Source organism: Streptomyces antioxidans (genome assembly GCF_000968685.2).
GTDB lineage: Bacteria > Actinomycetota > Actinomycetes > Streptomycetales > Streptomycetaceae > Streptomyces > Streptomyces antioxidans.
Genome location: NZ_LAKD02000037.1, coordinates 1 through 19720, shown reverse-complemented (window position 1 = coordinate 19720; position 19720 = coordinate 1). Strand labels below are relative to the sequence as shown.

Sequence of the window (19720 nt, the reverse complement as noted above, 5' to 3'; positions counted from 1 at the left end):
CCTTAGCGGGTGGTGCTGCTCGCGGCGGCGGGGGTGGGGGTCTGCTGGGGGCTGGGGGCCGGGGTGGGGTCCTCGGGTGCGGCGCTCGCCGCACCGGCGGGCGGCGGGGCCACGGACCGCAGGGCGGCCGTCACGGCGCCCACCGGCTCCTGGGTGCCGACCTCGTTGACGTTGGTGTGGTCCACGGGCTTGCGGCGGGACAGCATCCAGATCGCCCCGCAGGCCAGGACGGCGAGCACGGCCACCGCCGTGATTCCCGCGTTCCCCTGGCCGGCCAGAAGCGCGGCGGCACCCGCCACCAGGCCCGCGGCGGGCAGGGTCAGCACCCAGGCGACCACCATGCGGCCCGCGGTCGACCAGCGCACCACGGCGCCCTTACGGCCGACACCGGCGCCCATGACGGCACCGGAGCAGACCTGGGTGGTGGACAGCGCGAAGCCGATGTGGGACGAGGCGAGGATGACGGTGGCGGCGCCGGTCTGGGCGGCGAAGCCCTGCGGCGGCTGGATGTCGGTGATGCCCTTGCCCATGGTGCGGATGATGCGCCAGCCGCCCAGATAGGTGCCGAGCGCGATGGCCAGGCCCGCAGAGACGATGACCCACAGCGGCGGGTCGGAGTCCGGCGACACCACGTTCCCGGTGACCAGCGCCAGGGTGATCACGCCCATCGTCTTCTGGGCGTCATTGGTGCCGTGGGCCAGGGAGACCAGGGCGGCCGAGGCGATCTGCCCCGCCCGGTAGCCCTTCGCGGTGTCCTCGGGGGAGCGGTCGCGGCCGAGCCGGTAGGTGAGCCGGGTGGCGGCCAGCGTGGCGATGCCGGCCACGATCGGCGCGGCGACGGCGGGGATCAGGACCTTCATGACGATCGCGTCGCCGTTGACCCCGTCCAGGCCGACGGAGACCACGGTGGCGCCGATCAGGCCGCCGAACAGGGCGTGCGAGGAGCTGGAGGGGAGTCCGGCGAGCCACGTCACCAGATTCCACAGGATGGCACCGACGAGCCCCGCGAAGATCACTTCTGGCTGGATACCGGAGCCCTCGTCGATGATTCCGCCGGAGATGGTCTTGGCCACCTCCACGGACAGGAACGCGCCGACGAGATTGAGGACGGCCGACATCGCCACCGCCACCCTGGGCCCGAGTGCTCCCGTGGAGATGGTGGTGGCCATGGCGTTAGCCGTGTCGTGAAAACCGTTCGTGAAGTCGAACACCAAGGCCGTGACGATCACGATCCCGATGAGAAGCGTGATGTGTTCCATACACCCGGTCAATCAGTTCGAAGGTCGTTAGTCGCACGGTGAACGTAAGGAAACAGGGTGAACGGGAGATGAACTGAGCAGGGCGTCGGGGTGACATGGTTGCGGGGTCACTACGGCCCGATGAATTTCAGCCTACTTTCCCATGTCATAGGGGAGTTGAGCCGCGCTGGAGGGCCGTTGGAGCAGGCGCTGGAACCGGCCCCGCGGCCGCCCGCCGCGCCCCCAGGTTCACCCGCCCGGAGCCGGGTGCCCACGAGGCGCGGTCGTAGCCGCCCGCCGCACCCGTGGGTCCCGCCGCCGCGCCCCATGCCCGTCGCCACGCCCCTTGACGGTCCCGCCGCCGCGCCCCTTGACGGTCCCGCCGCCGCGCGGCCGTGGGCAGCCTGGAAGGATCGGTACCCGGAGGTGAGGGCAGGTGACCCAGTCGCGATCCACGCGGCAGCCGCAGCCGCGGCTGACCCATCCCCTGCGGCAGGCATGGTCGCGGGTGGTGAGCACGGCCCGCAGGACCACCGCCGACGGCCTGGTCGTCGGCACCTCGGGCAATGTCTCGGCCCGGGTCGGCGACACCGTCCTGGTGACCCCGAGCGGCGTCCCCTACGACCGGCTCGGCCCCAGGGACGCCGTCGCCGTCGACCTGGAAGGACAGCAGCTCCTCGGCACCCTGAAGCCCACCAGCGAGCTGCCCATGCACCTCGCGGTCTACCGGGAGACCGACGCCGAGGCCGTGGTCCACACCCACGCCGTTCACGCCACGGCCGTCTCCACTCTCGTCGACGAGCTCCCCGCGATCCACTACATGACCGCCGCCCTCGGCGGCCCGGTCCGCGTCGCGCCCTACGCGCTCTACGGCACCGACGAACTGGCCGACGCCATGCTCGAGGCGCTGCGCGACCGCAGCGGCTGTCTGCTGCGCAACCACGGCACCGTCGTCCACGGCGCCACCCTGGACCAGGCGTACGACCGCACCGCCCAGCTCGAATGGATGTGCCGGGTCTGGCTCACCGCGGTCTCCGTCCCCGGCCGCGTCCCCTCCCTGATCCCGCCGGAGGAGCTGCGGCGCGCCGCCGGGAAGCTGAGCGGCTACGGCCAGAAGGGCTGAGCCCGCCCGGTACGTACAGGGCCCGCCCGGTGCGCCCCGGGCCCCGGCCGGGCGGTCACCCGGCCGGGCACGCCCGCTGGCCGGGGGCTGCCTCCCCGACCACACTGGGAGGGATGCGTCTGCGAACAACGGCGGTCGCGGCCGCCACCACCCTGCTGAGTGTCGGCGTGGCCGCGGTGGCGGCCGGACGGTACGCCACCAGCGCTGCGCTGAAACCGGTCCCCAACCGTCCGCTGCCGAACGAGGCGCCGCTGACCGTCCACGCGACCGCGGCCGGCCAGATCACCCTGACCCGTTCGCTCGCCTCGCTCCGCCCCGGCACCTACGGCCTCACCGGCCGCTCCTGCCACGCCGTGGTCGGCCCGGTCATCGAGGACGCCCCGCACCCCGCCGACTGCGTCGTGCGCCGCCTGGAGCGGGTCATCCACGGCGAGCTCGCCCCCGGCACCCGAGTGCGGCTGACGCCCCAGGTGTACATCGGCAATCCACGGGACGCGCTCGGCATCGACCACGCCGACGTGGACGTGCCCGCCGAACTCGGTCCGCTGCCCGCCTGGTTCGTCCCCGGCGAACGCTCCACCTGGGTGATCACCACCCATGGACTCGGCACCACCCGTGAGCACCCTATGGTCGTCATGCCGTTCCTGCGGCAGCTGCGGGTGCCGGTGCTCGACCTCGCCTACCGCGGGGACCCCGGCGCCCCGCGCCCCGAGGACGGCATATCCCACCTCGGCGACACCGAGTGGCGGGACCTGGACGCGGCCATCCGCTACGCGGTGGCCTACGGGGCGACCGGGGTCGTGCTGCACGGCTGGTCCATCGGCGCCTCGATGGCCCTCCACGCCGCCGCGAACTCCGCGCTGCGGCACCGCGTCACCGGCCTCGTCCTGGACTCCCCGGTGCTCGACCGGCAGGCCACCCTGCGCGCCCTCGCCGCGGCCCGCGGCATCCCCGCGCCGCTGCTCCCGCTCGCCCTGCGCGCCGCCGAGGGGCGCACCGGACTCCACGACGGCAGGCTCCCGGAGGTGGCCGACCCGGAGCGGCTGTCCGTGCCCACGCTCGTCGTCCACGGCCCCGACGACACCCTCGCGCCCTGGCACGTCTCGCGCGAATTCGTCGACCGCCGACGGGATCTGGTGACCCTTCACACGGTGCGGCGGGCTCCGCACGCGGCCATGTGGAACGCGGACCCCGAGGCGTACGAGGAGGCGCTGCGGCGCTTCCTGGTCCCGCTCCTGTAGCGCCCGTACGGGGATCTGGCGACCGATGGCGTCCGTACGGCGATCCGCGCCCGTGGCGCCCGGTAAGGCGATCGGCTCCGGTAGCGCCCATAAGGCGCTCTCCCACGTCGCCCCGACCCTGCTAGCGCCCGTAAGGCGATCGCGAAAGCGCGCGGGAAGCGTGCGCGGGGCGGCGGCGGAAGCGCCCGTAAGATGGCGTGAACCCTTCGCGGCGACCGCCGGACGGGTGCCGATTGGGCTTTCGGGCCGTCAACGGCGAGACTGCTTCCGTGACGTCCCGTACTCCGCGCGACTCCCGGCTTCGACTTGTCCGTAACCGGCCGATGGCCACGGCCCGCCGGCCCGCGGTGAACCGCGGCTCAAGACCGGCGCCCCGTCCGCCGGAGGGCACTCCACCCCCGTCGGAGCTGGCCCGACAGGCCAGGGCGGGGCTCACCGGGGCCGTGGCGGTCGCCCACTGGGCCGCGGCCGAGCACGGCGCTCCCGGAGCGCTGTCCGACGAGGCCGCCGCCCGCGCCACCCAGGCGCTCGGGGTGAGCGAGCGGGAGGTGCGGAGCGACTGGGACCGCGCCCGCCTCATCGGCCTCATCGAGCACCACGCGGGCACCACCCGCCCCGGCTGGCGGCTCCAGGCCTGGGACCGGGACGACAGTGCCGTACTGCGGGGCTGGGTCGCGCTCCTGGACGCGTGGTCCCTGGCCTGCCCCGCCCCCGGGACGGCCGAGCCGACGGCGGTCGCGGAGGTCGTCGAGGCCGTACCGCAGCTGCTCTCCCTGCTGCAGCTCTCGGCCGGGCCCGTGCAGATCTCCGCCCTGCTGGACATGCTCAGGCAGCGGGTCGCCGAGCTGCGCACCGAGCGGTGCGAGGTCCCCCAGGAGGCCACGGAGCCCAGGGACCCCGCCGGGAGCGGCCCGAGCGCCGACGAAACCAAGGACGCCAAGGACGCCAAGGACGCCAAGGAAACCAACGACCCCAAGGACTCCGAGGGCGCCGCCACGCTGGAGGGGCTGCTGGACTGGGCCCTGGACGCCCTCTCGTCCGTCGGGGCGCTCACGGTGCGGCAGGAGCCCCAGGACGGGCCGAACGGCCCGGAGGGCGCCAGGAGCGCGGCCGACGACGCTGAGGGCGACCGCAGGGAGGCCGAGCTGACCGCGCTCGGCAACTGGGCGGTGTGGGTCAAGCTGGAGCAGATCTGTGTCGCCGCCCAGAGCCCGGCCGGAAACATCGAGCAGCCCGCCGCCGACATGCTGCGCGGCTGTGCGGGCCTGACCCCGGGCCCCGCCCGCGCCGAGTACCGGGCCTGGCTGGCCGCCCGCCCCGTCGGCAGCGCCGTCATCGAGCTCATCGACGCGGCGCGCGGCGATGACGCGCTGCTGCGCGGGCTCGCCTTCGAGGCGCTGCGCGTCGTAGGGGCGCCCGCCGAGCCCAACGTACGGGCCGTGGTCGAGGAATCGTGCCTGCGGCCGTACGCGCTCCTGTGGCTCGCCGAGCACGAGGGCGCCGACCCGGACGAGGCGCTGGACGCGCTCACCCGCGAGGAGGCCACCTGGCTGTGGGTGGACACCGCCGCGGCCATCTCCGACCACGGGGAGAGCCCACTGCTCGTCCGCCACCTGGAGTCCGCGGTCCAGGGCACCGTGCCCGCGCTGCTGGCGGAGGTGCGGGCCGTGGGACACCCCCGCACCGTGCAGGTCCTGGTGGCGCTGGCCGCGGCGCACCCCGACCCGGCCCTGGCCAAGGCGGTGCGCCGGGCGGCCTTCCAGGTGCACACGGGCGGGGCCTGAGGGGAGCGCACGGGCGGGGCCCGAGGGGAGCGGCGGTGGGGAAAGCCGGGGGAAAAACGACTTGCCCGCCCCGCTAAACTAGTCCCATGGCAATTCTCCTCGTGCATTAGACGGCGTCGGCCGCCCTCGTCCGTCCCGTCCGCCGTCCACCCTGCCCAGGAGTAATTCCCGTGATCACCGCCTCCGGCGTCGAGCTGCGTGCCGGCGCCCGCGTCCTCATCGAGTCCGCCTCTTTCCGCATCGCCAGGGGTGACCGCATCGGCCTCGTCGGCCGCAACGGCGCGGGCAAGACCACGCTCACCAAGTGCCTGGCCGGTGAGGGCATCCCGGCCGGCGGCACCATCACCCGCTCCGGCCAGGTCGGCTACCTCCCGCAGGACCCGCGCACCGGCGATCTCGACGTCCTCGCCCGCGACCGCATCCTCTCGGCCCGCGAGCTCGACTCCGTGCTCCGTAAGATGCGCGAGAACGAGGACCGGATGGCCAATGGCAAGGGCGCCACCCGCGAGCGCGCGATGAAGAAGTACGAGCGCCTGGAGACCGAGTTCCTCACCAAGGGCGGATACGCCGCCGAGGCGGAGGCCGCGACCATCGCCGCCAGCCTCGGCCTGCCCGACCGGGTGCTCGGCCAGCCGCTCCACACGCTCTCCGGTGGTCAGCGACGCCGGGTCGAGCTCGCCCGGATCCTCTTCTCGGACTCCGACATCCTGCTGCTGGACGAGCCCACCAACCACCTCGACGCCGACTCGATCACCTGGCTGCGGGACTACCTCAAGACCTACAGCGGCGGCTTCATCGTCATCTCCCACGATGTCGACCTCGTCGAGACGGTGGTCAACAAGGTCTTCTACCTCGACGCCAACCGCTCGGTGATCGACATCTACAACATGGGCTGGAAGCTCTACCAGGCCCAGCGCGAGGCCGACGAGAAGCGCCGCAAGCGCGAGCGCGCCAACGCCGAGAAGAAGGCCGCGGCGCTCAACGCGCAGGCCGACAAGATGCGCGCCAAGGCGACCAAGACCGTGGCCGCGCAGAACATGGCACGCCGTGCCGAGAAGCTGCTGGCCGGTCTGGAGGAGGCCCGGCAGTCCGACAAGGTCGCCAAGCTGCGCTTCCCCGACCCGGCCCCGTGCGGCAAGACCCCGCTGACCGCGGAGGGCCTGTCGAAGTCGTACGGCTCCCTGGAGATCTTCACCGATGTCAACCTGGCCGTCGACAAGGGGTCCCGGGTCGTCATCCTCGGGCTGAACGGCGCCGGTAAGACGACCCTGCTGCGGCTGCTGGCCGGGGTCGAGGAGCCGGACACCGGCCAGGTGGCCCCCGGACACGGGCTGAAGCTGGGCTACTACGCCCAGGAGCACGAGACGCTCGACCCGGAGCGCACGGTCCTGGAGAACATGCGCTCGGCCGCCCCGGACCTCGACCTCGTCGACATCCGTAAGACGCTCGGGTCCTTCCTGTTCTCCGGTGACGACGTGGACAAACCGGCCCGGGTGCTCTCGGGCGGTGAGAAGACCCGGCTGGCGCTGGCCACCCTGGTGGTCTCCTCGGCCAATGTGCTGCTTCTGGACGAGCCCACCAACAACCTCGACCCGGCCAGCCGTGAGGAGATCCTGGGCGCGCTGCGCACTTTCGCCGGTGCGGTGGTCCTGGTGACCCACGACGAGGGCGCCGTCGATGCGCTGCAACCGGAGCGGATCATTCTGCTTCCGGACGGTGTCGAGGACCTGTGGGGCCAGGAGTACGCGGATCTCGTCGCGCTCGCCTGACGAGGGCCGACGCCGGGCGGGGCAAGCCCGGGGGAGGGGTGGGGGCGGCGTTCCGGATGCCGCCCCGACAGTCCGGTTCCTCTGGTCCGATCCCCTCTTGTAGATCATTTGGCCTAGGCGTGATCCATCATCTGAGTGAGAACGGCTGGTATCGCGGCGCGTCGTGGGCCACCGGCGCACACCACGTGCCGTGCGCCGGTCCGGATGTCTGCGACGTAGCTCACGTATGCCCTGACCTGCCTCTTCGTCGGTGAACACGAAAGAGTGTCAGGTTGAACGGCGCCGGAATCCTTGCTTCCGAAGGCCGTCGTGCCGCGATTTCCCGCAATCCTTCATCCACGGACCTTGCCGAATGGGTGGCCAGGAAGCCCTGTAGGGGTGATCATGAGAGTCCAGAGCGCACTTCCCATGAGGAGGCACGGGTGGCCGAGACTCTGAAGAAGGGCAGCCGGGTGACCGGCGCCGCGCGCGAAAAGCTCGCGGCAGACCTGAAGAAGAAGTACGACTCCGGGGCGAGCATCCGGGCGCTGGCCGAGGAGACCGGCCGTTCCTACGGATTCGTTCACCGGATGCTCAGCGAATCCGGAGTTTCCCTACGGGGACGCGGCGGTGCGACGCGAGGCAAGAAGACCGCCTCGGCCTGATCGCCCGCATGCTCCATCACCATCACCATCAGCAGGCAGCGACAGGGGTGCCACCCGGCTGATCGTCGGTTCGGCCGGGTGGTTACTGTGCAGTCACTTGTACTGACCGCACCCGACCGGAGGCTCCTGTGACCCTGCTCGACAAGGACGGCGTTCGGCTCACCGTCGATGACACGGTGGCCACGGTGACCCTGAACAACCCGGCGAAGCGCAACGCCCAGTCGCCCGCCCTGTGGCGGGCGCTGGCCGAGGCCGGAAAGCTGGTGCCTGGCACCGTGCGCATCGTGGTGCTGCGCGCCGAGGGCAAGTCCTTCTCGGCGGGTCTGGACCGTCAGGCGTTCACGCCCGAGGGGTTCGACGGCGAGCCGTCGTTCCTCGACATGGCGCGCGGTTCCGACAGCGAGCTGGACGCGACCATCGCCGGGTACCAGGAGGCGTTCACCTGGTGGCGGCGGAACGACATGGTGTCGATCGCCGCCGTCCAGGGCCATGCCGTCGGGGCCGGTTTTCAGCTTGCGCTCGCCTGTGATCTGCGGGTCTGCGCCGATGACGCACAGTTCGCCATGCGCGAGACCAGCCTCGGGCTGGTGCCGGATCTCACCGGCACCCATCCGCTGGTCGGACTCGTGGGCTACGCCCGTGCGCTGGAGATCTGCGCGACCGGGCGCTTTGTCCACGCCGAGGAGGCCGAGCGGACCGGACTCGCCAATCTCGTGGTGCCCGCCGCCGAGCTCGACGGCGCGGTGCGGGACCTGGCGGCGGCCCTGCTCGCCGCGAACCGCGACGCCCTGGTGGAGACCAAGGCGCTGCTGCGGGGCGCCGTGCACCGCACATACGAGGAGCAGCGCGCCGCCGAGCGTGCCGCCCAGGCCCGTCGGCTGCGCGACCTGGCGGGGCTGACGGACTGAGCGCTCCGCGGAGTCGCTCCGCTGACCTGCCCTCCGCGGAAGTGCCCCTGATCTGCCGTCGATCGTCTGCGGTGCCTGATCTGCCGTCGATCGTCTGGGCGCCGCCGTGGCTGATCGGGCCCACACGGCGGAGCCGCACATCGACGCGGTTCCGCACCCCTACAGGGCGCCCTTCGCACCGCGGTCGGCTGCCGGCGAGCTGCACGACGGCGAGGTAGTGGCAACCGTCGCAGAGCTGTGGTGTCGGTGTGGACCCGCGCCGTCCCCGGTGGAGCCGCCGTGTGCCCGTCACGGCGCTCGTGGCGGCTCCCCCGTCGGCACCGCCTCGAGCACCAGCACCGCCAGGTCGTCGTCGATCGGCTCGGGGCTGAAGTCATGTGTGGCGCGCCGCACCCGCTCCGCGACCGCCTTGGCGCCCAGTCCCACACAGCCCCGCAGGATGTCCGACAGGCCGTCGTCGTCATCCAGCTGACGGAGGCCGTTGCGCCGCTCGGTCACCCCGTCGGTGACGCACAGCAGCGTCTCGCCGGGCTCCAGGGCCAGTGTGTCGGCGTGGAAGTCCGGGTTCCCGTCGATGCCGAGCAGCATCTGGGGGGAGGCGGCGGGCGCCACCGCGCCCTGGGTGGTCAGCCGCAGCGGCAGTGGATGGCCGGCGCTCGCCAGGGTGCAGCGGGCGCCGCCCCCGGCCGGGTCCGGCTCCAGCTCCCCGTAGAGCAGGCTCAGGAAGCGCTGCCGGGACTGCTCGCCGTCGATCTCCGCCGCCTCCGCGTCCTCCTCCACCAGCGCCTGGTTCAGCCGGTTGAGCACCGACTCCACCCCATGGCCCTCCCGGGCCAGCAGCCGCACCAGATGGCGGGCCAGCCCGGTGACCGACATCGCCTCCGGGTCGCTGCCCTGGACGTCGCCCAGCAGGAAGCACCAGCGGCGGTCGCCCATGGGGAACAGGTCGTAGAAGTCGCCGCCGACGGTCTGCCCCTCGCCGTGCGGCTCGTAGACGATCGCCGTGTCCACCCCCGGGATGTGGGCGAGCGACATGGGCAGCTGGCGGCGCTGGAGCGCCCGGCTGATCGTCGCCTGCCGGGTGTACTGCCGGGCCGTGGCCACCGCCTGGGCCACCCGCCGTGCCACGTCCTCAGCGAGCCGTACCACGCCCTCCGCCATGCGTGGCACGCCCGCCCTGCCGAGCAGCAGGACGCCATGGCTGCGGCCGTGTGCGATCAGCGGGAAGCACACGGCCGATCCGCCCGCCCCCTGGCTGTCCGCGACCTCGGGCCAGGGCCAGGAGGTGCCCGCGGAGCCGAGACCGGTCGGCGGCGGATGGCGCTCCAGCGATACGCGGAGCGCGCCGATACGGTGCTCGTCGCTGTGCCAGACGCGGGCGAGCTGCAGCGTGCCGCTCTCGGTGGTCAGCCAGACCGCGCACCAGTCGGCCAGCCGGGGCACCAAGAGCTGCCCGGCGAGGGCGGCCACCATGTTCTCGTCAAGCTGACCGGTGAGGAGTTCGCTGGCCTCGGCGAGGAAGGACGGCCCGCCGCGGTCCACCCATTCGGCGGTCGGATCGCGCTGCTCACGCGGCGGAACGGGGGCCAGGGTCTCGGCGAACCGCAGCTCGCGCCCGAGCGCGCTGGTGGGTACGGCGTCGAGCTCGGTTCCCGCCCGCTCGGCGTCCAGCCGGAACCAGACCGCCTTACGGGTGCGGTGGTAGGTCACGCCCCAGGATTCGGCGAGCGCCCCGATCAGCTGGAGCCCCCGGCCGCGGCCCCGGCGCTTGCTCTCCGGCCCTCCGTAGACGGTGCTGGCGGGGTGGAGGTCCGCCACCTCGATGACGATCCCCGGCCGCCGCGGCACGTCCCTCGGCACCTCCTCCGGGCCGCTCGTCTCCTCGTGCCCGAAGGGGCCGCCGGGGCCGCCCTCCGGCCCGTAGGCCTCCCCGGCGGCGCCGTCACCCGGCTGCAGCCGGCAGACCACCTCGACCCGGGTGCCCGCGTGCAGCACGGCATTGGTGACCAGCTCGCTCACCAGCAGCACCGCGTCGTCCAGCGACCGCTCGTCGAGGGTGACCGGGGCGAACGCCTCCGCCGCGCTCCGTCCCGTGAGTGCCGTACGGACGAAGGCGCGTGCCGCGCCGGGCGCACGCACACTTCCGGGCAGCGTCGTCCGCGAGACGGACTCACGCGCGAGAGGAAACAAGGCTCCCACGTGCGGCTCCAGGGCGATAAAGGCGGTTTAGGCCATCTAGGTGCCATATTATGACAGACAGGGGGATATGAATGATCTTTAAGGGACGACGCCATGGCTCTCGACCCGACCACCTCCGACACATCGCAGGCCCCGCCCGTGGAGTGTCCGGAATCCGCTCGGCCGTCCGGCCCGGCGCGCGGCGAGGAGACCGCGTCCGCGGCCGAGTTGCGGTCCCTGCTGGCGGCGATGAACGCCCTGTGCGACGGTGACTTCACCGTCCGCGCGGACACCTCTGCCGAGGGCTTGGCCGGCGAGATGGCCGGGGTCTTCAACCAGATCGCGGTGCGCAACGCGCATCTGTCCGGTGAGCTGCACCGGGTCCGCCGCGAGGTGGTGCGCCAGGGCAGGCTGGACGAGCGGATCTCCGCGAGCCCCGGCCAGGGGGCCTGGGCCACCAATGTGAACGCGGCGAATCAGCTGGTGGACGCCCTGGCCGGCCCGGTGTCCAACGCCACGCGGGTGCTCGACGCGATCGCCTCCGGCGATCTGACCCAGCGGGTGGATCTGCACGACGGCAACCGCCAGCTCCGCGGCGACCTGCGGCGACTGGGCCGCGGGGTGAACCGCACGGTGGACCAGCTGTCGCTGTTCACCGGCGAGCTGACCCGTATCGCCCGCGAGGTGGGCACCGAGGGGCGGCTGGGCGGCCGGGCCAAGGTGCAGGGGCTCTCCGGCGACTGGCGCATGGTGACCGAGGCCGTCAACACCATGGCCTCCCGGCTCACCGCGCAGGTCCGCGATATCGCCGAGGTGACCACGGCGGTCGCCCGCGGTGACCTCACCCGCCAGGTGACGGTCGAGGCCACCGGTGAGCTGCTGGAGCTCAAACTGACCGTGAACACCATGGTCGACCAGCTGGGCGCGTTCGCCGACGAGGTGACGCGGGTGGCCCGCGAGGTGGGCACCGAGGGGGAGCTGGGTGGCCGGGCCCAGGTGCGCGGGGTCTCCGGGGTCTGGAAGGACCTCACGGACAGCGTCAACTTCATGGCGTCCAACCTGACCTCCCAGGTCCGCAACATCGCCCAGGTGACCACGGCCGTCGCCACCGGTGATCTCTCGCAGAAGATCACCGTGGACGCGAAGGGTGAGATCCTTCAGCTCAAGTCGACGATCAACACCATGGTCGACCAGCTCTCCGCCTTCGCCGACGAGGTGACGCGGGTGGCCCGCGAGGTGGGCACCGAGGGGCGGCTGGGTGGCCGGGCCCAGGTGCGCGGGGTGTCCGGGGTCTGGAAGGACCTCACGGAGAACGTGAACTTCATGGCGGACAACCTGACCTCCCAGGTCCGCAACATCGCCCAGGTCGCCACCGCCGTGGCGGAGGGCGATCTGAGCAAGACGATCACGGTGGAGGCCAAGGGCGAGATCCTTGAGGTGAAGTCGACGATCAACACCATGGTGGACCGGCTGTCGTCCTTCGCCGACGAGGTGACGCGGGTGGCCCGCGAGGTGGGCACCGAGGGCAACCTCGGCGGTCAGGCCCAGGTACGCGGCGTCTCCGGGGTCTGGCGGGACCTCACGGAGAACGTGAACTTCATGGCCCTGAACCTGACCTCCCAGGTCCGCAACATCGCCCAGGTCACCACGGCGGTCGCCAACGGCGATCTCTCGAAGAAGATCACGGTCGATGCCCGGGGCGAGATCCTGGAGCTCAAGGACACCGTGAACACCATGGTCCAGCAGCTGCGCTCGTTCGCCGACGAGGTGACCCGGGTGGCCCGTGAGGTGGGCACCGAGGGCCAGCTGGGCGGCCGGGCCGGCGTGCCGGGTGTGTCCGGGGTCTGGAAGGACCTTACGGACAACGTGAACTTCATGGCGTCCAACCTGACGTCCCAGGTCCGCAATATCGCCCAGGTCGCCACCGCCGTGGCGGAGGGCGATCTGAGCAAGAAGATCGACGTCGACGCGCGCGGCGAGATCCTTGAGCTGAAGACCACCATCAACACCATGGTCGACACGCTCTCCTCGTTCTCCGACGAGGTGACGCGGGTGGCCCGCGAGGTCGGCAGCGAGGGCAGGCTGGGCGGCCAGGCCCGGGTCGAGGGCGTCTACGGCACCTGGAAGCGGCTGACCACCGGCGTGAACGAGCTGGCCCTCAACCTGACCACTCAGGTGCGCGCGATCGCCGAGGTCGCGTCCGCCGTCGCCCAGGGCGATATGTCCGGGTCGATCTCGGTCGAGGCGCAGGGCGAGGTCGCCGCGCTGAAGAACAACGTCAATCTGATGGTCGCCAACCTCCGCGAGACCACCCGCGCCAAGGACTGGCTGGAGTCCAACCTGGCCCGTATCGCCTCCCTGATGCAGGGCCACCGCGATCTGGTCGAGGTCGCCGATCTGATCCTGAGCGAGCTGACCCCGCTGGTCAACGCGCAGTTCGGGGCGTTCTTCCTCAGCGCGGCCGGGGCCAGGCCCGGTGAGGGGCTAGAACTCATCGCCGGATACGGCACCGACCAGGACGCGGTCGCGGGCGACTGCAAGACGCCGCGGAGCGGCCCCCGGGGTCGCGGGCTGGTCGCCCAGGCGGCGGTGGAGAAGAAGCGGATCCTCATCAACGACGTCCCGCCCGACTACATCACCATCGACTCCGGCCTGGGCTCCGCACTCCCGGCCAGTGTGGTGATCCTGCCGATCCTCTACGAGGACCAGGTGCTCGGAGTGATCGAGCTGGCCTCGTTCAGCCGGTTCAGCGAGGTCCACCTGGCCTTCGTCGACCAGTTCGTCAACACCATCGGCGTCTCGATCAACACCATCATCGCCAACGCCCGCACCGAGTCGCTGCTCTCCGAGTCCCAGCGGCTCACCACCGAGCTGCGCCAGCGCTCGAACGAGCTCCAGCGGTCCAACGCGGAGCTGGAGGAGAAGGCCGCGCTGCTGGCGACCGCCTCCCAGTACAAGTCCGAGTTCCTGGCCAATATGTCGCACGAGCTGCGCACCCCGCTGAACTCGCTGCTCATCCTGGCCCGGCTGCTCGCGGACAACCCCGAGAACCGGCTGTCCGCCCAGGAGGTGCAGTTCGCCACCACCATCCACCGCTCCGGCTCCGATCTGCTCCAGCTGATCAACGACATCCTGGATCTGTCGAAGATCGAGGCGGGCCGGATGGACGTCCGTCCGAAGAAGCTCCCGCTGGTCAAGATCCTCAATTATGTGAACGCCACGTTCCGGCCGCTCGCCGTCGACCGGGGCCTGTCGTTCGAGATCGCGGTCGGCGAGGACGTACCGCGCGAGATGTTCTCCGATGAGCAGCGGCTCCAGCAGATCCTGCGCAATCTGCTCTCCAACGCCCTGAAGTTCACCTCGTCGGGCGGGGTGACACTGCGCGTCGAGCGCACCCCGGGAGAGCGGTTCGAGGAGGAGACGCTGCGGGCCGCGGACGCCGTCATCGCGTTCTCCGTCACCGACACCGGTATCGGCATCCCGCCGGAGAAGCTGCCGGTGATCTTCGAGGCGTTCCAGCAGTCCGACGGCACCACCAGCCGGAAGTACGGCGGGACCGGCCTCGGCCTGTCCATCAGCCGGGAGATCGCCGGAATGCTCGGCGGCCGGATCGTGGCCAGGAGCGAACTGGGCGTCGGCTCCTGCTTCACCCTCTACGTCCCCGCGCACTACAGCGGCGTCGCCCCGGCCCCCGACCCCTCGGACCCCCGGGCCACCGGATCCACCGTCCCCGCGGTCGCCCCCGCCTCGGACGAGACGCTGCCGGACACCTCCGACCACGCCCCCAGCGGGGTCTTCGGCGAGGCGGACAGCCTGGTCGCCACCGGGCCCGCCACCGGGCCCCAGGGCGGCGGCGCGGAGGCCGACAGCGAGAGCGGGGGAGAGGCCGAGGACGAGGGCCACGACGAAGGCTGGCCGGGGACCACTCAGCTCAAGGAGTGGCAGCGCGGACGCCCCGGCCGGGTGCTGAACGGCCGCCGCATCCTGATCGTCGACGATGACATCCGGAACGTCTTCGCGCTCACCCATGTGCTGGGCCGGGTCGGCATGACGGTGAAGTACGCGGAGAACGGCCGCGAGGGGCTGGAGGTGCTGCACCGCAACCCTGATGTCTCGCTGGTGCTGATGGACGTGATGATGCCGGAGATGGACGGGTACGAGACGATCCAGGCCATCAGGAACACACCGCGTCTCGCCGATGTGCCGATCCTCGCCCTGACCGCGAAGGTCATGCCCGGCGACCGGGAGAAGGCCATCGACAGCGGCGCCAACGGCTATGTCCCCAAGCCCGTGGACGTCGACCGGCTGATGTCGGCGATCATCGATGTGCTCGATCCGGAATCCGGAGGGGGGGTGCCCGGAGAGGCTGCGTCCGAAGAAGGCGTATCCGGAGAGGCCGCGTCCGGAGAGGGCGGGTCCGGTGAGGGCGTGCCCGGAGAGGGCGCCGCGCCTGCCGAGACCGGTCCGCCGAGGCCGAGGCAGGGGGAGAGATGACTGCGAGCGCGTCCGAGAAGGCCGGAATCCTCATCGTCGACGACATGGAGGAGAACCTGATCGCGCTGGAGGCCGTCCTCGGCCCGCTCGATCAGCAGCTCGTCCGCGCCCGCTCCGGCGAGGAGGCGCTGAAGGCGATGCTGCGGCAGGACTTCGCCGTCGTTCTGCTCGACGTGCTGATGCCGGGCATGGACGGCTTCGAGACCGCTGCCAACATCAAGCGGCTCGACCAGACCAAGGACGTCCCGATCATCCTGCTGACCGGGACCGACGCCGACTCCGACTATGCCTACCGGGGCTATGCGATCGGCGCCGCCGACTTTCTGACCAAGCCCTTCGACCCGTGGCTGCTGCGGACGAAGGTCAATGTGTTCCTGGAGATGCACCGCAAGAACCGCGAGCTCGAGGCGCGGACCGAGCAGCTGGTGGAGCGGGTCGAGGAGCTGGAGCGCACGGTCGAGGGGCTGCGGAAGTACGCGGAGGAGTGACCGGTCAGGGCTCCACGGCCCGACCGGCCAGGGCTCCGGCCGCCGGACCGGTCAGGGCTCCACTGCCTGCCCCGTCAAGGCTCCACGGCCGTGACGAGGACGGCCACCGTGGGTGGCTGGCCGCCCGGGGCCGGAGCGGCTTCCGTCACCGCCCGCCGTACCGCCCTCGCCACGTCCACGGCGCGGTGATCCCCCGCCACGGCCAGCTCGATCCGGATGTGCGTCGCCTCGATCCGCACCGCCCGGGGCGAGCCCAGCACCGGTGCGAGCCGGGTGACGCCGGGCACGGAGGCGGCGGCGCGGGCGACGGCCGCGGTGGCGGGGTCGGGGTCGGGACCGGGGCCGGGGCTTTCGGTCCGGTGGGGCCGCGGAGCCTCCGGGGGCGGGGCCGGAAGCTCGTCAAGCACCTCCGTCACCCGTAGGTCCACCGCCTCCACCAGCAGCCCGAGCCGGTCCGTCGCCGCGTCGAGCAGGACGTCGCGCAGCCCGTCCGCGGTGACCGGAAGCGGTTCGTCCAGCGTCGCCCCGCACTCCGCCGCGATGCGCAGGGGCCCCGGCGGTAGCGCGCTCGGCGGGGGCGGAACCGCGGGTGTCCCGGCGGTGTCGGGGTCGGCGGGGCCGATCCGCAGCGCTCCCAGATGTACGCCGGGGACCTCGGCGGCGGCCCGCGCGAGCACAGCGCCCGCCGCGTGTTCGGTGATCCAGGAGCCGTCCTCCCGCTCGCCCAGGGGGAGCAGCCGGCCCAGCCGCAATTGCTCCCTTACGGTCTGTGCGAGCCGGTCCGTCACCACCGTGTCACCCCTTACCGCCGTTTACCGCCGTACGGATGTGAGCCTTAATGCTCTCAGCCTGCCGTATCGATCGCGCGAGTGCTGCATCTCCGAAGCGGTTCGGGGAAGGTCCCTTTATGGTGGCAAATAGAGCGAGCGGAAAACCGCTTCCTCCGCTCTTCGCCTCGGAAGGGACGATCGGTGATGTCCGAGACCACACCACGGAACCGACCCGAGAACCCCGCCACGGAGCCCGCCGCCGGTACGCCCAAGACGCTGGGCGCCGGGAACGGCATCGCCGGGGCGGCCGCCGCCACCGACCGGCCCAGGCGGGGCGGGGGCGATCCGGCCACCCGGGGGCGCACCACCATCGCCGACGGCGTCGTCGAGAAGATCGCGGGTATGGCGGCCCGCGATGTGGTCGGCGTCCATGCGATGGGCGGAGGTTTCGCGCGCACCTTCGGAGTCGTACGGGACCGGGTGCCCGGCGGCCGGTCGGTCACCCGTGGGGTGAAGGCGGAGGTGGGGGAGGTACAGACGGCCCTCGACCTGGAGATCGTGGTGGACTACGGCGTCTCCATCGCCGATGTCGCACGGGCCGTACGGGAGAACGTGATCGCGGCGGTCGAGCGGATGACCGGCCTCGAGGTCGTCGAGGTCAATATCGCGGTCAGCGATGTGAAGTTGCCCGACGAGGAAGAGGAATCGCCGGAGCCGCGGCTCCAGTAGGTCGGCAGCGGTTCCGGTTGGCTCCAGCGAAGGAGCACACGATGAGCATGGCCGTGGTCGGGATGATCGCGGGAATGGCGCTGGCTTTCGCAGGTTATTTCGGTGGGTTCGGGGCCTTTCTGCTGGTGGCGGCGTTGGGAGCCGTCGGGTTCATTGTCGGCCGGTTCCTGGACGGTGATCTGGAACCGGGCGACTTCTTCCGTTCCCGTGGCCGTGACGGACGACCACGGTGAGCGTCATGACGACCGTAAGGACGTGCCGTGGTGGAGCCGGGTGAGCGGGGTGCGACACGGATCGCGGACCGGGTCGTCGCGAAGATCGCCTCGCAGGCGGCGCGGGAGGCGTTGCGGGGTGGCGGCACGGATTCCGGTGCGGACGTCGCTGTGGACGTCGTCGCGAATGCCGGTGCGAATGCCGGTGCGGACATCGGTGCGGATGTCGCTGTGGTCCCCGGTGAGGCCGCCGTCGCCGATGTCGTAGGCGCGCGGCCGTACGCGGTCGCCGTGGTGCGCGGGGGCGTCGCACGCGTCCGGGTCGCCGTCGAGCTCGGCTATCCCTCGGACATCGGCGGGCACTGCGGTGCGGTGCGTCGGCAGGTGATCGAACGGGTAGGCGAGTTGACGGGCATGGAGGTGCCCGAGGTCGCGGTGACGGTCGAACGGCTGCATGTGCCGCAGTGGCAGCGCCCGGAGCGCAGGGCGCGTCGGGGGAGGGACAGGGTGCGATGAACGCGGACCAGAAGATGCGTCAGTCCACCTCGGCGTCGGCGTACGGCGCGAGGGCGGGGACGGCTGCCGGTTCCGGCGCCGGGGACGGGGAGCCGCCCGGGCGCGTACGGCGCTTCTGGTCCGAGCGGCGGGTACCGGCCGGGATCGTCTCGCTGGTGATCGCCGCGGTCAGCGGGCTGCTGCTGTACGACGTGGCGGCCGTGCGCTCGGGGCGGCACGCCCTGGGGTGGCGGGACTGGCTCGCCGATGAACTCGCCTCGCGGCCGCTGGACAGCGCGTGGATCATGGGCGGGGCGGCGCTGCTGGCCGCGCTGGGGGTGTGGATGGTGATCCTCGCGATGGCGCCGGGGCTGCGGGGGCTGCTGCCGATGCGGGCGCCGGGACCGGAGCCGGGGCCGGAGGCTGAGGGAGCCGTCCGAGCGGGAATCGACCGAACGTCGGCGGGGCTGGTGCTGCGGGACCGGGCGATGGAGGTGTCCGGTGTCCGGTCGGCCCGCGTGGACGTCGGCCGACGGCGGATCAGGGCCCGCGCGCTGGCCCACTTCCGCGATCTCGACGAGGTGCGCGCGGATCTGGACGCCGCGCTGCACGAGGGCATCCGCCAGCTGGGCCTGGCCCGGCAGCCCGCCCTCTCCGTCCGCGTACGGCGCTCGGCGAAGTCGAAGGGGTGAGCGCGCCATGCTGAGTGTCGTCAACCGGGTGCTGCTGGGGCTCGTGGGCCTGGTGCTGACCGCTGCGGGCGCGGTGGTCCTGGCCGGGTGGCCGCCGTTCGACGGCCGCGCCGATGTGCTGCTCAGCCGGGCGGACCGGATGCGGTGGCGGGACGCCGGATGGTGGTGGCCGGTCGTCATCGGGGGGCTGGCGGTGCTGTTCGTGCTGTCGCTGTGCTGGTTCCTGGTCCAGCTGCGACGGCGTCGCCTCCAGGAAGTGCTCGTGGAAACGGGCGACGGCGAAGGCGCCCTGCTCCGGGGCCGCGCCCTGGAGGCCGCCCTGTTGTCGGACGCGGAGTCGCTGGACGGCGTGGAGCGCGCCCATGTGCTGCTACGGGGCCGCCGGACGACACCGGAAGCACGGATGGGCTTGGCGCTGGACGCGCGGGCGGACCCGCTGTCAACGCTGGACGCGGTCCGAGCCGACGCCCTGGAACGCGCCCGCACATCGGCGGGCCTGGACCGGCTCCCGGCGGAGGTACGGCTGAGGGTGGCCCGACACGGAGCGGAACGAGCGCGGTAGCCCTGCGCCCCGGGACGCACGGTGCTCCGCGCCGCTCCGGTCGGCTTTCCCCCACCCCGCCCCTCCCCGAAACGCAGGGACTCCGCCCCCACGACCCCCGGGGGGGCTCCGCCCCCACGACCCTCGGGGGCTGCGCCCCTACGACCCCATGGGGCTGCGGCCCCGTGCTCCCGCCGGGCTGCGGGTCCCGGGGGCTGTGCCCGCGTCCCTGCTGGGCTGCGTCTCCACGATCCCCGGGGGTTGCGCCCTTACGTGCCCGCTGGGCTCGGCCCAATGACCCCTGGGGGCCGCGCCCCTACGCGCCCGCTGGGATCCGCCGCGCGGGCTGTGTGCGGGGATCGCCCGGGATTATTTAGCCTCTCCGGCGTTTGAGGAGCGGGGTCCGGGGCGGAG

16 protein-coding genes are annotated in these 19720 nt (G+C 72.1%); 13 read left to right on the top strand and 3 right to left on the bottom strand.

The window, feature by feature from the left end:
* Positions 1-2: 2 nt before the first annotated feature.
* Complete coding sequence (locus VT50_RS15675; protein ID WP_079343837.1) at positions 3-1259, bottom strand: inorganic phosphate transporter; 1257 nt, start codon at positions 1257-1259, stop codon at positions 3-5.
* 415 nt (positions 1260-1674) lie between these two features.
* Between VT50_RS15675 and VT50_RS15670 the strand changes: the two genes are divergently transcribed.
* The 6 genes from VT50_RS15670 (at position 1675) to VT50_RS15645 (ending at position 8707) form a co-directional block, all read left to right on the top strand.
* Complete coding sequence (locus tag VT50_RS15670) at positions 1675-2361, top strand: class II aldolase/adducin family protein (RefSeq protein WP_046085378.1); 687 nt, start codon at positions 1675-1677, stop codon at positions 2359-2361.
* A 113-nt stretch (positions 2362-2474) separates the two neighbouring features.
* Positions 2475-3602 carry an alpha/beta hydrolase gene (locus tag VT50_RS15665; protein ID WP_046085379.1) on the top strand — a complete coding sequence of 376 codons (1128 nt, stop codon included), beginning with the start codon at positions 2475-2477 and terminating at the stop codon, positions 3600-3602.
* A gap of 269 nt (positions 3603-3871) precedes the next feature.
* A complete protein-coding gene (locus VT50_RS15660; RefSeq protein WP_078840633.1) occupies positions 3872-5386 on the top strand; it encodes a hypothetical protein in 1515 nt (504 codons plus the stop codon).
* Positions 5387-5556: 170 nt separating this feature from the next.
* Positions 5557-7155 (top strand): ABC-F family ATP-binding cassette domain-containing protein, encoded by a 1599-nt coding sequence (locus VT50_RS15655; RefSeq protein WP_046085381.1) that lies wholly within the window; start codon positions 5557-5559, stop codon positions 7153-7155.
* A gap of 422 nt (positions 7156-7577) precedes the next feature.
* The gene (locus VT50_RS15650) at positions 7578-7799 is read left to right on the top strand and encodes a helix-turn-helix domain-containing protein (protein ID WP_020872291.1); all 222 of its coding nucleotides are present in this window, start codon (positions 7578-7580) and stop codon (positions 7797-7799) included.
* A gap of 128 nt (positions 7800-7927) precedes the next feature.
* Entirely contained in the window at positions 7928-8707 is a 780-nt protein-coding gene (locus VT50_RS15645; RefSeq protein ID WP_046085382.1) for an enoyl-CoA hydratase/isomerase family protein, read from the top strand.
* Between the two features lie 288 nt (positions 8708-8995).
* Here the strand turns inward: VT50_RS15645 and VT50_RS15640 are convergent, their stop codons facing one another.
* Entirely contained in the window at positions 8996-10906 is a 1911-nt protein-coding gene (locus tag VT50_RS15640) for a SpoIIE family protein phosphatase (protein WP_046085383.1), read from the bottom strand.
* Between the two features lie 228 nt (positions 10907-11134).
* On the opposite strand from VT50_RS15640, the gene VT50_RS15635 reads away from it, so the two are divergent.
* A complete protein-coding gene (locus VT50_RS15635; protein ID WP_240529182.1) occupies positions 11135-15379 on the top strand; it encodes a HAMP domain-containing protein in 4245 nt (1414 codons plus the stop codon).
* Entirely contained in the window at positions 15376-15867 is a 492-nt protein-coding gene (locus tag VT50_RS15630; protein WP_046085385.1) for a response regulator, read from the top strand. The genes VT50_RS15635 and VT50_RS15630 overlap by 4 nt, the downstream gene beginning before the upstream one ends.
* A 74-nt stretch (positions 15868-15941) precedes the next feature.
* Here the strand turns inward: VT50_RS15630 and VT50_RS15625 are convergent, their stop codons facing one another.
* Entirely contained in the window at positions 15942-16658 is a 717-nt protein-coding gene (locus VT50_RS15625; protein ID WP_107424814.1) for a hypothetical protein, read from the bottom strand.
* Positions 16659-16841: 183 nt separating this feature from the next.
* On the opposite strand from VT50_RS15625, the gene VT50_RS15620 reads away from it, so the two are divergent.
* Genes VT50_RS15620 through amaP form a run of 5 tightly spaced genes read left to right on the top strand, consistent with a single transcriptional unit; the run spans position 16842 to position 19327 of the window.
* The gene (locus VT50_RS15620; protein WP_107424813.1) at positions 16842-17366 is read left to right on the top strand and encodes an Asp23/Gls24 family envelope stress response protein; all 525 of its coding nucleotides are present in this window, start codon (positions 16842-16844) and stop codon (positions 17364-17366) included.
* Positions 17367-17407: 41 nt separating this feature from the next.
* The gene (locus VT50_RS15615; protein ID WP_020872298.1) at positions 17408-17599 is read left to right on the top strand and encodes a hypothetical protein; all 192 of its coding nucleotides are present in this window, start codon (positions 17408-17410) and stop codon (positions 17597-17599) included.
* A gap of 30 nt (positions 17600-17629) precedes the next feature.
* The gene (locus VT50_RS39975) at positions 17630-18094 is read left to right on the top strand and encodes an Asp23/Gls24 family envelope stress response protein (RefSeq protein WP_046085390.1); all 465 of its coding nucleotides are present in this window, start codon (positions 17630-17632) and stop codon (positions 18092-18094) included.
* Entirely contained in the window at positions 18091-18765 is a 675-nt protein-coding gene (locus VT50_RS15605; RefSeq protein ID WP_046085386.1) for a DUF6286 domain-containing protein, read from the top strand. The genes VT50_RS39975 and VT50_RS15605 overlap by 4 nt, the downstream gene beginning before the upstream one ends.
* A gap of 7 nt (positions 18766-18772) precedes the next feature.
* Positions 18773-19327, top strand: coding sequence for an alkaline shock response membrane anchor protein AmaP (amaP, locus tag VT50_RS15600; protein ID WP_046085387.1), 555 nt, complete (start codon positions 18773-18775; stop codon positions 19325-19327).
* Positions 19328-19720: the final 393 nt, after the last annotated feature.

What these genes read in the sequence shown, in the direction of transcription:
- VT50_RS15675 (WP_079343837.1), bottom strand. Translation starts at nt 1,259, where the DNA reads ATGGAACACATCACGCTTCTCATCGGGATCGTGATCGTCACGGCCTTG.
- VT50_RS15665 (WP_046085379.1), top strand. Translation starts at nt 2,475, where the DNA reads ATGCGTCTGCGAACAACGGCGGTCGCGGCCGCCACCACCCTGCTGAGT.
- VT50_RS15635 (WP_240529182.1), top strand. Translation starts at nt 11,135, where the DNA reads ATGAACGCCCTGTGCGACGGTGACTTCACCGTCCGCGCGGACACCTCT.
- VT50_RS15630 (WP_046085385.1), top strand. Translation starts at nt 15,376, where the DNA reads ATGACTGCGAGCGCGTCCGAGAAGGCCGGAATCCTCATCGTCGACGAC.
- VT50_RS15620 (WP_107424813.1), top strand. Translation starts at nt 16,842, where the DNA reads ATGTCCGAGACCACACCACGGAACCGACCCGAGAACCCCGCCACGGAG.
- VT50_RS15615 (WP_020872298.1), top strand. Translation starts at nt 17,408, where the DNA reads ATGAGCATGGCCGTGGTCGGGATGATCGCGGGAATGGCGCTGGCTTTC.
- VT50_RS15605 (WP_046085386.1), top strand. Translation starts at nt 18,091, where the DNA reads ATGAACGCGGACCAGAAGATGCGTCAGTCCACCTCGGCGTCGGCGTAC.
- amaP (WP_046085387.1), top strand. Translation starts at nt 18,773, where the DNA reads ATGCTGAGTGTCGTCAACCGGGTGCTGCTGGGGCTCGTGGGCCTGGTG.